This is a genomic window from Nocardiopsis gilva YIM 90087, from assembly GCF_002263495.1.
Classification (GTDB): Bacteria; Actinomycetota; Actinomycetes; order Streptosporangiales; family Streptosporangiaceae; genus Nocardiopsis_C; species Nocardiopsis_C gilva.
Window position 1 is genome coordinate 5586628 of the sequence record NZ_CP022753.1, and the last position, 12538, is coordinate 5599165.

Sequence of the window (12538 nt, forward strand, 5' to 3'; positions counted from 1 at the left end):
TCGATGATGTTCAGATCGACATCCCCATAGACGAGGGCGCGTAGCGGCTTCGCCCGCTGTTGGTCGGTCACGTGTTTCCCTTCAAGACCCGTCCCCGGGGCCCGCCCGGGGACGCCTGCGCGGCCGCCGAGCCCGACGGAGCGGGGCGGACGCGGATGTATGGCCGCTGACTCTTCACTGGTGCGCGACGTTGCCGGCGTTGCCCGTTCAGCCCGCATCGGGTGTGCTCCCCACCTGTCCGGGCTCGGCCTCCCGATCGGTGTCCGGCTGGGGACCGAGGGCGAGCAGCCGCGCCCCGTGCCGGTTCCACACCCCCGGCTGCAGGCCGCGCCGGACCAGCTCGGTCCGGGCCAGATCCGGTTCGATGGCGCTGACGAAGACATAATCCTGGTCGGCCACGGCGTCGTCGAGGGCGCTGGCGCGGCCGTCGCCGTCCGCGGACGCCGAGGCGCCACTCCCCCACCAGGGCACCGCCGGGCCGACGGCGTCGGCGCCGGAGCACTCGGCGGCGCACAGCACGTCGGTGAGGAACGCCGCGCCTCTGGGCGCCCGCCACAGCGCGACCCACGGCGACGTCGCCTCGCGGGCCAGCGCCGCCCACGCGGCCGGGCCGGGCGCGCCGCCCGCATCGGCGTTCGTGTCGACCCCGCGCACGGTCCGCATCGGGATCCCGGCGGACCGCAGGCGCGCCACCCCGGCGAGGTGGTCGACGCCGTCCGGCAGCACGATCTCGGCCGGAGCGTACTCCTGCTTGAGGATGTCGTCGGCGAACGCGAGCGAGGTGATGTCGTCGGTCGGGACGGCGGTCACCGAAACCTGGCGGATCCGCAGCGAGGCCGACGGGCTACCGGAGCCGGGCGCGAAGTCGACCCGACCGAGGATGTCGGCGAGCCGGACGGGCGTGGCGTCGGTGAGGAACACGGAGCGCAGCACCAGCCGCAGCTCCTCGGAGCTGAGCGGACCGGCGGCCCGCACGCGGGCGAGCCCCTCGGCCGCCGCGCCCGAGCTCAGCGCCGACGCGTCGACCGGAACGCGATCCGGCGTGCGTCCGGTGTCCGCGGTGTCGCCGTCGGGCGCGCCGCCCAGCAGCAGGGCGCGGGCGCCGCACGCCATGGCGCGGTCGGCCAGGGCGGGGTCGTCGACGACCACGGTGGTGGCGGCGCGCAGCGTGGCCGGTTCCTCGGCCCACCCCGGGTCGGCGCGGCGCAGGTCGCCGTCCCGGACAAGCATGTCGACGAGCCGGTTGGCCACGACCCCGCTGTTGCCGACCGACGGCAGGTGGACGGGGTCGACTCGGCGCTCCGGTTCGGCCGCGATCGGGTTGAACCGGTGCAGGGGGACGCCGACGCCGCCGTCGTGGACGAGGCTGAAGGGCAGCGTGGTGAGCGCGGGCGGTGCGGGGGCGTCGTTGAGCAGGATCGACGGCACGCCGCGCGACGCGGCGGCCTCGACCACCCAGTGCAGCGCGCGGGTGCGGTCGCCGGAGGAGGGGTCGCCGACGTGGGCCCACAGGCTGCCGGTCGCCGCCGCGGAGGCCGAGACCAGGACGGCGTCGACGTCGACGGACTCGAACACGACCTGGGCGTCCTGCGGACGCAGCGCGATGACGCGCACGTAGGGCTCGATGGCGGCGTGCACCTCGGGCGAGAGCACCCCGGCGACGACGAGGCGGTCGTCGCGGTTGCCGATGTTCCCGGCGAGCAGCCGTGCCTCCTGGCGCTCGGCGTCATACGAGCGCACCGGCTGGGGCTTGCGCCGCCCGCCCGCGCTCTGCCGGGTGGTGCCGCTCTTGCGCCACAGCCGGAACAGGTCGCGCGGCAGCCGGACCAGGCCGCGTCCGGGCCGTTTGGCCGCCGCGGTCAGTGCCCGCCCGACCTGCAGGGACGTCGAACCTTCCAGGGCGGCGAGGCGGGCCTGCGCTTCCTGCAGCTGGGCCTCCCTCTCCGAGAGCGCCTGCCGCAGTTGTTCGGTCTGGCTCTGTTCACGCCGTTTCACGGGTGTCATCCTGCCTTGCGGTGTCGAACGATGGGGGATCGGTGGCGGGGTGCGCGTGTCATCGTGCCGCGGCACCGTTCGCCAGGATGGTGGCGATGCGTTCTCCGGCGTGGCCGTCCCAGAGCGGGGGGACGTCGGCCACGGTGGTGGTTCCGGTTCCCTTCCCCGCCAGGATCGAGCCGACCAGGCCGGGAAGCTCGGCGTCGACCACGAGCCGGTTGGTGCCGTGGGTGATGGTCACGGGGCGCTCGGTGTTGGGGCGCAGGGTCAGGCAGGGCACGCCGAGGATGGTGGTCTCCTCCTGCACGCCGCCCGAGTCGGTGATGACAGCGGTGGAGCCGCGCACGAGGGTGACGAAGTCGATGTAGCCGAGCGGTTCCAGCAGCCGCATCCGCGGGTGGCCGCCCAGGCCGGCCTCGTCGAACGCCCGGCGTCCGCGCGGGTGCACCGGCATGACCACGTCCACCTGGTCGGCGACCTCGTGCAGGCGCTTGGTCAGCCGGGCCACGGTCTCGGGATCGTCGACGTTGGCCGGGCGGTGCAGGGTCGCCGCGGCGTAGGTGTCCGGCAGCTCCAGGCGCTCGCGCAGCTCGGCGGTGTCGAAGCGGTCCAGGTTGCCCAGGAGGGTGTCGATCATCGGGTTGCCGACGAAGTGGATCCGGTCGTCCGCGACGCCCTCGCGGGCCAGGTGGCCGACAGCGTCGGGGCTGGTAACGAAGCAGATGTCGGAGAGCTGGTCGGTGAGGCGGCGGTTGACCTCCTCCGGCATGGTCCAGTCGAACGACCGCAGCCCCGCCTCCACATGGGCGACGGGGATGTGCAGCTTGGCCGCGACGAGCGCGGCGGCGACCGTGGAGTTCACGTCACCGTAGACGATGACGAGTCCGGGTGAACGCGAGATGAACTGCTGTTCCAGGCCCACCATGAGGGCGGCCGTCTGCTCGGCGTGCGAGCCGGACCCCACCCCCAGGTCGACGTCGGGCCGGGGCAGTCCCAGCTCGCGGAAGAAGATCGCCGACATCCGGTCGTCGTAGTGCTGGCCGGTGTGCACCACCGACTGCCGGACGCCCCGCTTCTCCAGGGCCGCCACCACGGGTGCCGCCTTCACGAAATTGGGTCGCGCACCGACGATGTGCACGACCTCGGCGGTCTCGGTCCCGACTGACGACATCACATTCCCTTCGAAGACGAATCGATCTTGACCGACGCTGGACGCCGTGGCGTCACCAGCAGGTCACTCCGGCGTGGTTCCATGTCCGACCGTGCGCAACATCCTGAAAGCGGCGACCTTCACCGCGACCCTGACCTGGCGGCACCTGCGGGCCGAACCCGCCCGTATGCCGCTGCTGGCCCTGCGGCTGCTGCCCGGGGGTGTCCGCGGACGCGTCCGCGCCACCGCAGGACGGCTCGGCACGCTGCCCCAGGCCTACGCCCTGTGGGACGCCGGCCGCCGCGACGCGACGCTGCGGGCCATCCGCGACGCCGCCACGACCGCCACACCCGGTTCGCTCGCCCGCATGACGGCGTTCGCGCTGGCCATCGAGGAACCCGTCCTGGCGGAGGAGCTGCTGGACCGGCTGCCCGAGGGTCCGCGCCGCACCCGGTTGGCGCACCGGTTGGACGTGACGACGGGACGCGCCGTCCCCGCCGACACCTCTGTCGATCTCCCCGAGCACCGGCACGACATCAAGGTAACGCCGAGGCAGAAAACGCGACGCGACGACACGATGAACGCTGGGAGATCCGCAACCGACGACCTCCGCGTGCTGCACGTCGTCACCAACGCGCTGCCGCACACGAACGCCGGATACACCCAGCGGACCCACCGCATCGCGCTCGGCCAGCGCGCCGCCGGGCTCGACCCGCACGTGGTGACGCGGCTGGGCTACCCGCTCACCAAGGGCGTCCCCGACGCCCGGCCCCGCGTGGATGTCGACGGCGTGCCCTACCACCGGCTGCTGCCGTGGATCGCCCCCGGCGACGACGCCCGGGCGCTGCGCGCGGGGCTGCGCCGCGCGGCCCCCCTGGTCGAGCGGCTGCGCCCGCGGGTGCTGCACGCGGCCAGCAACCACCTCAACGCCCGGCTGGCCCTGGGCCTGCGGGAGCGCTACGGCCTGCCGGTGGTCTACGAGGTGCGCGGGTTCCTGGAGGAGTCGTGGCTGTCGCGCGATCCCTCCCGCAGCGTGAACGACGCCTACTACCGGGCCGAGCGCGCCCGGGAGACGGCGTGCATGGAGGCGGCCGACCTCGTGGTGACGCTGGGTGAGACGATGCGCGCCGACATCGTGGCGCGCGGTATCGTCCCCGAGCGGGTCGTCGTGGTGCCCAACGCGGTGGACGAGGCGTTCCTGGACCCGCTGCCCGACGGGGCGGATCTCCGCCGTGAGCTGGGCATCGGCCCCGAGGACTTCGTGGCCGGGACGACCACCAGCTGCTACGGCTACGAGGGGCTCGACACGCTGGTGGACGCCGTGGCCGAGCTGCGCCGCCGCGAGGTTCCGGCGCACCTGCTGATCGTGGGCGATGGACCGGAACTGGGAGCGCTGCGCGAGCGGGCCGCGGCGGCCGGGCTGGGCGAAGCAGCGCACTTCCCCGGCCGGGTCCCGGCGGAGGCGGTCCGGCGCCACCACGCCGTCCTCGACGTGTTCGCGGTGCCGCGGCGCGACGCACGCGTCAGCCGGCTGGTCACCCCGCTGAAGCCGGTGGAGGCGATGGCTGGGGGCCTCCCGGTCGTGGCCAGCGACGTCGAGGCGCTGCGCGAGATCGTGGAACCGGGGATGACCGGTGAGTTAATTCCTCCGGACGACTCGGAAGGTCTAGCGGACGCGCTCGAAAAGCTGGCTTACAGTCGTGAAACGCGAGAGGAGTTCGGTCTCGCGGGCCGCCAGCGGGTCGGGAATGCCCGAACCTGGCGCGCGGCCGCCTACCGCTATATCGAGTCCTATGAGGCAGTAATCCGAAAAGTGTCCGAACCAGGCCACGGTCTGTAATCGCGGCAAACCGCGAAGTACCCTCGGGCATCTAGTCGGTATTTGGAAGTCCTCGTTCGTTCCTCGATATTCCGCACCGAAAAAGAGAACCCGAGGGGGACCCCCTGTGGATGTCGCTACCTCTACTTCCGACCTGGTCGTCATCGGCCTCGGATACGTCGGCCTGCCGCTGGCGCACGCGGCGAGCCGCGTCGGCCTCCAGGTCACCGGGCTCGACGTCAGCCCGGAGGTCACCGACGGGCTGAACGCCGGACAGTCGCACATCGACGACCTGGAGCCCGGCGACATCGCGGAGATGCTGGAGGCGGGGTTCCGCGCCACCACGGACGCCGACGTCCTGAGCGGCGCCCACACCATCGTCATCTGCGTCCCCACCCCGCTGTCCGACGAGGGCGGCCCCGACCTGGGCGCCGTCACGGCGGCTGCCCGGTCCGTGGCCGCGCGGCTGCGCCCGGGCACCCTGGTCATCCTGGAGTCGACCACCTACCCCGGCACGACCGAGGAGGTCGTGCGCCCGATCCTGGAGGAGTCCGGCCTGGTCGCCGGCGCCGACTTCCACCTGGCGTTCTCGCCGGAGCGCATCGACCCGGGCAACCCGGCCTTCGGCATCGCCAACACGCCCAAGGTGGTGGGGGGCATGACCGCGCGCTGCGGCGAACTCGCCGCCACCTTCTACGGCAAGTTCGTGAACTCCGTGGTCCAGGCGCGCGGCACCCGCGAAGCCGAAATGGCCAAGCTGCTGGAGAACACCTACCGGCACGTCAACATCGCGCTGGTCAACGAGATGGCGATCTTCTGCCAGGAGCTGGGCGTCGACCTGTGGGACGCCATCGCCTGCGCCTCCACCAAGCCGTTCGGCTTCCAGGCGTTCTACCCCGGTCCCGGCGTCGGCGGACACTGCATCCCCATCGACCCGAACTACCTGTCCTACAAGGTCAAGACGCTGGGCTACCCGTTCCGGTTCGTGGAGCTGGCCCAGGAGATCAACGCGCGGATGCCCACCTACGTGCTGCAGCGCGCCCAGGAGCTGCTCAACGACAGCGGGCTGGCGCTGTCGCGGTCCAAGGTGCTGCTGCTCGGCGTCACCTACAAGGCCGGCATCGCCGACCAACGCGAGTCCCCGGCCCGCCCGGTGGCCCGGAAGCTCGCGGCCAAGGGCGCCGCGCTCACCTACCACGACCCGCACGTCGAGGAGTGGTCCGTCAGCGGCGAGCAGGTTCCGCGCGCCGAAAACCTGGAGCAGGCCCTGGCCGACGCCGATCTGACCATCCTGCTCACCGACCACCCCGACTACCGGCCCAAGCTGCTCACCGAGCGCGCCCGGCTGCTGCTCGACACCCGCGGCGTGCTGCGCCGCCTCGACCCCGCCGAGACCGACGGCCGCCGCACCACCAGCCCGATCACCCGCGACGGCATCCAGGTCCTCTAGCGGGTCGTCCAGGACGCCCGCACAGCGTTCCCCGGCCCCGGCCCGACAACGGGGCCGGGGCCGTCGGCGTCCCCACCATCCCCGAGGAACTCCCCGCACCGAAAGCGAGAAATCGCCAAAATTTGGGGCGATTTGACCCTGCGGTGAACACCCCCATGCCGGGCCGTATCCGGGTTTTCCCGCCGCACCCGGCGAAGTCAGTACAAGGTCATTCACCCCACTCACGTCTGTCCGTAACCCGACTTTTCACCTGTTGTTTCCCTGGCTGCTTAGCGTGGCAGGCGGACATTCGCACCTTTTCGCGCGAATGTTGGTCCAGGCCCCTTTGTGGCTACAAGAAGCAGGTGAAGTCGGATATGCACGCTGTTGTGGCCACTGTGGTCCACCATCCGGAGGACGCGCGCATCCTGCACCGCCAGATCCGCGCCATGCTGGACGCCGGGCACAGCGTCACCTATATCGCGCCGTTCCGCGAACGCGGCGTCACGCCGTGGTCGGACCTGACCGCCATCGACGTGCCCAGGGCGGCGGGACGGCGGCGGGCGCGGTCGCTGCGGGCGGCCCGGCGCCTCCTGGCCGAACACGCGCCCAGCGCCGATGTCCTGCTCTTCCACGACCCCGAGCTGCTGCTCGCGCTGCCCAGGAACCGTCCGGTGACCGTCTGGGACGTGCACGAGGACACCGCGGCCTCGGTGCTGACCAAGCCGTGGCTGCCCCGCCCGCTGCGCCGCCCGCTGGGGCCGCTCGTCCGCGCGTGCGAGCGGCGCGCCGAGCACCGGATGCACCTCATCCTGGCCGAGGAGGGCTACCGCGACCGGTTCGAGCTGCCGCACCCGGTCGTCCCCAACACCACCTACGTCCCGGAGCGCCCGGGCCGCCAGCCCGGCACCGACCGCGTCGTCTACCTGGGGCAGCTGTCGGCCGCGCGCGGCGCCGCCGAGCTGGTGGAGCTCGGTCGGCTGCTGCGTCCGCGCGGCGTGCGGGTCGAGGTGATCGGCGCCGCCGACCCGGAGATCCGGCCCATGCTCCGCCAGGCCCAGCAGGACGAGGCGATCCGCTGGTACGGGTTCGTCCCCAACGACCAGGCGCTGCGCATGGTCAGCGGCGCGATGGCCGGGATCTGTATGCTCCAGGACACCCCGAACTACCGGCACTCGCTGCCCACCAAGGTCGTCGAGTACATGGCGCACGGCCTGCCGGTCATCACCACCCCCAACCCCGTGGCCGCGGAGCTGGTCTCCGGCCGCCCGGAGGGCGACTGCGGAATGGTGGTGCCGTTCGGCGACGCTGTGGCGGCCGCCGAGGCGGTGCTGCGGCTGCGCTCGGACCCGCCGCTGCGCCACCGGTTCGCGCGCACCGGCCACGAGATCGCGCGGGCGGCCTTCCACTGGCCGGTCCACGCCGACGTGTTCGTCCGCCAGCTGGAGGAGTGGGCCAAGGCCACGCCGGGCCACCAGCGGCAGATGGTCGGCGACACGGAGCAGGTCCCGCGGCAGAGCACGGTTCCACCCACGCCGCAGCGGCTTCCGGTGGTGGACGCCGCGATCCCCGACACCACGGCCTGAGCCGTTGTGTGGAGTGTGCCACACGCACCCGCGACCCCGGAATAGTTTCCCAGGAAGACGAGTTGGGCTCGATTGACCGTGAAGGCCACGGTCCCCGCGATCCACGAGGGATGCCATGAGCGAGACCGCCGAGCTGCTCGAACTCTCCAAGGAAGCCCAGGACCTCCTGTTCCGCGACGCGCGCACGGTCGGTGCCTTCACCGACGAGCCCGTCACCGAGGAGCAGGTCCGGGCCATCCACGACCTGGTCAAGTACGGCCCGACCTCCCTGAACACCCAGCCGCTGCGCGTGACGCTGGTGCGCTCGGCCGAGAGCCGCGAGCGCCTGGTCCAGCACATGGCCGAGCCGAACCAGGAGAAGACGCGTACGGCACCGCTCGTCGCGATCCTCGCCTACGACACCGCGTTCCATGAGAGGGGCGAGGAGGTCTTCCCCGGGCGCGGGGAGATGATCAAGGGCATGTTCGCCGACGAGGCGGCCCGCGACACCAACGGGCGGCTCAACGCGACGCTGCAGATCGCCTACGTGCTGCTCGGCATCCGTGCCGCCGGTCTGGCCGCCGGACCGATGACCGGCTTCGACGCCGCGGGAGTGGACCGGGAGTTCTTCGCCGACGGCTCCCGGAAGAGCCTCGTCGTGGTGAACATAGGCACGCCCGCCGAGGGGCAGCCGCCCTTCCCGCGCCTCCCCCGCTTCGAGTACGACGAGGTCGTCACCGAGGTGTAGGGCACAACCGCCACCCGTGCCCCTTCCGTTGATCTCGGAGATATTGGGGTCTCAGCGTCGATTTTTCCCCCAATATCTCCGAGATCAACGGAAGGGGCCGAGCGTCCTCAGATGATCGGCGGACGGCCGGTGCGGGTCATCCGCCAGGCGGTGGACCACTTCATCGGCGCGCGCCGCCCGGCATCCTCGCGCCACCCCTCCATGAAGCCCCGGCACCACGCGCGCAGCGCGGCACCGTTGCGTTCCCGCAGGACGGTGATGCCCACCCAGGTCGCCAGGTAGATGGCCGCCAGCGTCCAGGGCAGGTTGCGCCGGGCCAGCCAGACCCGGTTGCGGGCGTTGAGGCGGTAGAAGTTCTCGTGCCGGGTCGGCGCCACCGCCGGGTGGTACATCACGGCCTCGGCGTCGTAGACGATGTGGAAGCCGGCGTCCATGATCCGCCAGGCGAGGTCGGTCTCCTCGTGCGCGTAGAAGAACTCGCCGGGCAGCCCCCCGCCCTGCTCGAACGCGGTGCGCCGGATCGCGCACGCGCCCCCGAGAAAGGTGGTGACCCGGCTGGAGCGCTGCGAGTCGCCCACACGCAGCCGCGGCACGTGCCGCCGCTGGTCGGGGCCGCCGTCGGGGTCGGCGATACGGAAGGAGATCGCGCCCAGGCCGGGATCGGCGGCGAACGCGTCGTGCACGTGCCGGGCGAGATCGGGCGAGCGGTACCAGCCGTCGTCGTCGAGGAACAGGATGATGTCGCCGCGGCACTCCTGGACGCCGAGGTTGCGGCCCTCAGGGATGCCCACGTTCTCCGGAAGCCGCACCTCGGCCACGCCCTTGGGCAGTTCCGGCAGGTCGGCGCCGTTGCCGACGACGATGACGTCGATGTCGACGCCCTGCTGCTCGAACACGCTGTTGATCGCGCGGCGCAGTTCGGCCGGACGGTTGCCCATCGTCAGCAGCACACAGGAGATCTTCATCTTCTGTATACCTCCCCGACCAGCACCGTCCAGGCTGCCGTCAACTGTACGGGAGGCGACGCCTTCGGCCGGCGTCAGGTCGGAGGGCTCCCGCCCGGGGGCGGAGCCCGACGCGGGGGCCTTGGAGGAAGCGGGACTACTCATGAGAACCGTTCGTGAACGTCAGGAGACACAGGTCTGAAGCGTTGACCATCGCATGGTGAGGCTAACCGAGAGATAAAAGCGATGCTCACAGCTCGTGTGCAGATTATACGGAGCGTGACCATGGATGATCTCGGATTTCGGGAAAGACGCCGGTCCCGCCATGGCGGGACCGGCGCCGGTGTCAGGAGAGGCGGCGCGAGGCCAACACACTGACCAGGTGCAGCACGGTCTGCAGCGCGGCCACGGCGACACAGGCGACCACGAGCACCTGCGTGGCCAGCAGGTCGCCGCGGACCGCGTCGACGATCGCGACGACGACCACCAGCAGCGACAGCTCCACCGCCTGGATGACGCGGTGGAAGCGCAGCGCCGCGGCGGCCTTGCGGGCCAGGCTCAGCCCGGCCGAGCGCGGCGCCAGGGCCGAGTCCGGGATCTTCTCCGGCAGTCCGGCCTTGGCGCGGGCCACGACGACGTTGTCGGTCTCGACCTTGATGAGCGCGGCGCCCAGCGCCGCGGCCATCCCGGCGACCACCCACCCGCCGGCCCCGAACTCGCCCTGGGCGCGGATGCCCAGGCCGATCAGCAGCGCGATCTCGGACAGGTAGTGCCCGATGCGGTCGAGGTAGATCCCGGCGACACTGGTGCGCCCGGTGTAGCGGGCGACCTCGCCGTCGGAGCAGTCGAGGAGCAGGTAGACCTGGATGAGCACGGCGGCGGCCAGCGCCGACCACAGCCCGCCGAAGGCGAGCGTGACCCCGGCCAGCACGCCGCACGCCATCATCAGGTAGGTGATGGGGTTGGGTGGGACGCCCAGCCGGACGAACACCGTGCTCACGTACGGCGAGATGTCCCGCATGTAGAGGCGGCCCGCCCAGTGCTCCTCGTTGACGCGCTCCTTGATGCCCTCGGGCTGTCCTCCCGCGCGGACCTCAGCGACCGAGGGTTTCGACATACTCACCGACGCTCCGTCGAATCTCGTCATCCGCCAGGGCCAGATGCTCCAGGATGGTGTAGCGGCCCGGCCGGGTCGAGGGGGCGTAGGCCACCGCGCGCGCGAAGGCCTCCTCGTCCAAGCCGACATCGCCCGGGAGGATGGGCAGCTCGTGCCGGAGCAGGCAGGCGCGGATGTCGCGCATCCGCTGCTCGCCCTCGCCCAGGTACTTCTGCCGCAGGAAGTAGGTGAACAGAGCGCCGATCCCGGCCAGCTCACCGTGGTTGCTGGTGCCCGGGAACAGCTGGTCGATGGCGTGCAGCACCTCGTGGCAGCCGCCGCTGGCCGGGCGGCTCGACCCGGCGACCGACATGGCCATGCCGCTGAGCACCAGCGCCTCGGCCAGGACGGTGAGGAACTCCTGGGACTCCACCGAGTCCGTCCGGTGCAGCAGGGCTTCGGCGGCCATCCGGGCGAAGGTGACGGCCATGCCGTCCACGGGTTCGCCCTGCTCACGCCCGGCCAGCTCCCAGTCGGCGATGGCCGAGAAGTTGCTGATGGCGTCGCCGATGCCCGACCGCACGAGGCGCTGCGGGGCGGCGCGGACGTAGTCCACGTCGATGACCACGGCGATGGGCATGCTGACGCCGTAGGAGCCCTTGCCGCTTTCGTGTTCCAGCGAGGCGGTGGGGGAGGCGATGCCGTCGTGGGCCAGATTGGTGGCCACGGCGACCATGGGGATGCCCGCCATGGACGCGGCGAACTTGGTGACGTCGATGGTCTTGCCGCCGCCGATGCCGGCCACGGCCTCGTAGTGGCCGGACCGCAGCTTCTTGCCGAGCTCGGTGGCGACGTCGATGCTGCCGTTCTCGACCCGGAAGACCTCGCAGTTGGGGAGGTCGAGGTCGGCCGCGATCTGGGCGCCCTGTCCGGGGCCGACCGCGACCGCGACGCGTCCCTCAGTGGCGATCCGGCGGTCGGCGAGGACCGCTCCGAGGGAGGAGATGGCCCCCCGTCGGACGTCGATCGTCAGGGGGGAAGGGAGCATCCGGGCTAGTAGCGGCATGCGATCTCCCGGGCGCGGTTCAGGTCGTCGTGGTCGTCCACCTCGACCCAGTCCACCTTGCCGATCGGAGCGATGGCGACCTTCTCGCCGCGGTTCACCAGCTCCTGGTAGCCGTCCTCGTAGTACAGCTGCGGGTCGCGCCCCCAGGTGGCCTTCAGGGCGTCGGCCAGGCGGTCGCCCAGCGAGCCCTCGATGAGGGTGGCGCCGATGTACTCGCCCGCGGCGGTGGCGGGGTCCATGAGCTTGGTGATGCCCTGCAGGTGCCCGGCGGAGTCCAGGGTTACCTTCATCTCCTCGTCGGCGAGAGTTTTGACGTTGTCCACCGCCAGGAGGAGCTCCGGCCCCCGGGCGGCGAGTAGCGTCTCCTCAACGCTCACCGGGTGCACGGTGTCGCCGTTGACGAGGAGGACGCCTTCGGAGAAGTACTCGCGCGCGGTCCACAGGGAGTAGGCGTTGTTCCACTCCTCGGCCTTGTCGTTGTAGCAGAGCGTCAGCTTGACGCCGTGGCGGCGCTCCAGCGCCTCCTTGCGCTCCTCGACCGCCTCGGCGCGGTAGCCGACGACGACGACAACGTCGGTCAGCCCGGCCGCGGCGAGGTTGCGCAGAGAGATGTCCATGATGGTGGTGTCGTCACCATCGACCGGCACGAGCGCCTTGGGCAGCGTGTCGGTGTATGGGCGCAGACGGCGGCCCGCTCCTGCGGCCAGAACCATACCGAGCATGTAC

At 71.5% G+C, this 12538-nt stretch carries 10 protein-coding genes; 4 read left to right on the top strand and 6 right to left on the bottom strand.

The genetic code is table 11. The annotated features are described in order from the left end of the window. Positions 1 to 207: 207 nt before the first annotated feature. Positions 208 to 1995 (bottom strand): hypothetical protein, encoded by a 1788-nt coding sequence (locus tag CDO52_RS24345; protein WP_198345788.1) that lies wholly within the window; start codon positions 1993 to 1995, stop codon positions 208 to 210. 58 nt (positions 1996 to 2053) lie between these two features. Continuing rightward, positions 2054 to 3166, bottom strand: coding sequence for a non-hydrolyzing UDP-N-acetylglucosamine 2-epimerase (gene wecB / locus CDO52_RS24350; protein WP_017618789.1), 1113 nt, complete (start codon positions 3164 to 3166; stop codon positions 2054 to 2056). Positions 3167 to 3332: 166 nt separating this feature from the next. On the opposite strand from wecB, the gene CDO52_RS24355 reads away from it, so the two are divergent. The 4 genes from CDO52_RS24355 (at position 3333) to CDO52_RS24370 (ending at position 8706) form a co-directional block, all read left to right on the top strand. Continuing rightward, positions 3333 to 4985: a glycosyltransferase family 4 protein gene (locus CDO52_RS24355; protein ID WP_083919872.1), complete on the top strand. Its 1653-nt coding sequence runs from the start codon at positions 3333 to 3335 to the stop codon at positions 4983 to 4985. Between the two features lie 106 nt (positions 4986 to 5091). Further along, positions 5092 to 6414: a nucleotide sugar dehydrogenase gene (locus tag CDO52_RS24360; protein WP_017618791.1), complete on the top strand. Its 1323-nt coding sequence runs from the start codon at positions 5092 to 5094 to the stop codon at positions 6412 to 6414. Positions 6415 to 6770: 356 nt separating this feature from the next. After that, entirely contained in the window at positions 6771 to 7979 is a 1209-nt protein-coding gene (locus tag CDO52_RS24365; protein WP_033300250.1) for a glycosyltransferase family 4 protein, read from the top strand. A 115-nt stretch (positions 7980 to 8094) separates the two neighbouring features. Next, a complete protein-coding gene (locus CDO52_RS24370) occupies positions 8095 to 8706 on the top strand; it encodes a malonic semialdehyde reductase (RefSeq protein WP_017618793.1) in 612 nt (203 codons plus the stop codon). Positions 8707 to 8813: 107 nt separating this feature from the next. On the opposite strand, the gene CDO52_RS24375 is transcribed toward CDO52_RS24370, so the two are convergent. The 4 genes from CDO52_RS24375 to CDO52_RS24390 all read right to left on the bottom strand — a co-directional run bounded on the left by CDO52_RS24375 (position 8814) and on the right by CDO52_RS24390 (position 12534). Beyond that, entirely contained in the window at positions 8814 to 9671 is an 858-nt protein-coding gene (locus CDO52_RS24375; protein ID WP_094932736.1) for a glycosyltransferase family 2 protein, read from the bottom strand. A 325-nt stretch (positions 9672 to 9996) separates the two neighbouring features. After that, positions 9997 to 10767, bottom strand: coding sequence for a CDP-alcohol phosphatidyltransferase family protein (locus tag CDO52_RS24380; protein WP_017618795.1), 771 nt, complete (start codon positions 10765 to 10767; stop codon positions 9997 to 9999). Then, positions 10745 to 11794, bottom strand: a complete 1050-nt coding sequence (locus tag CDO52_RS24385) for an iron-containing alcohol dehydrogenase family protein (RefSeq protein ID WP_094932737.1) — start codon at positions 11792 to 11794, stop codon at positions 10745 to 10747. Before CDO52_RS24385 ends, CDO52_RS24380 begins: the two co-directional genes overlap by 23 nt. 5 nt (positions 11795 to 11799) lie before the next feature. After that, positions 11800 to 12534: a phosphocholine cytidylyltransferase family protein gene (locus CDO52_RS24390; protein ID WP_017618796.1), complete on the bottom strand. Its 735-nt coding sequence runs from the start codon at positions 12532 to 12534 to the stop codon at positions 11800 to 11802. Positions 12535 to 12538 lie beyond the last annotated feature (4 nt).

What these genes read in the sequence shown, in the direction of transcription:
- wecB (WP_017618789.1), bottom strand. Translation starts at nt 3,166, where the DNA reads ATGTCGTCAGTCGGGACCGAGACCGCCGAGGTCGTGCACATCGTCGGT.
- CDO52_RS24370 (WP_017618793.1), top strand. Translation starts at nt 8,095, where the DNA reads ATGAGCGAGACCGCCGAGCTGCTCGAACTCTCCAAGGAAGCCCAGGAC.
- CDO52_RS24390 (WP_017618796.1), bottom strand. Translation starts at nt 12,534, where the DNA reads ATGCTCGGTATGGTTCTGGCCGCAGGAGCGGGCCGCCGTCTGCGCCCA.
- CDO52_RS24375 (WP_094932736.1), bottom strand. Translation starts at nt 9,671, where the DNA reads ATGAAGATCTCCTGTGTGCTGCTGACGATGGGCAACCGTCCGGCCGAA.
- CDO52_RS24380 (WP_017618795.1), bottom strand. Translation starts at nt 10,767, where the DNA reads ATGTCGAAACCCTCGGTCGCTGAGGTCCGCGCGGGAGGACAGCCCGAG.
- CDO52_RS24365 (WP_033300250.1), top strand. Translation starts at nt 6,771, where the DNA reads ATGCACGCTGTTGTGGCCACTGTGGTCCACCATCCGGAGGACGCGCGC.
- CDO52_RS24355 (WP_083919872.1), top strand. Translation starts at nt 3,333, where the DNA reads ATGCCGCTGCTGGCCCTGCGGCTGCTGCCCGGGGGTGTCCGCGGACGC.
- CDO52_RS24385 (WP_094932737.1), bottom strand. Translation starts at nt 11,794, where the DNA reads ATGCTCCCTTCCCCCCTGACGATCGACGTCCGACGGGGGGCCATCTCC.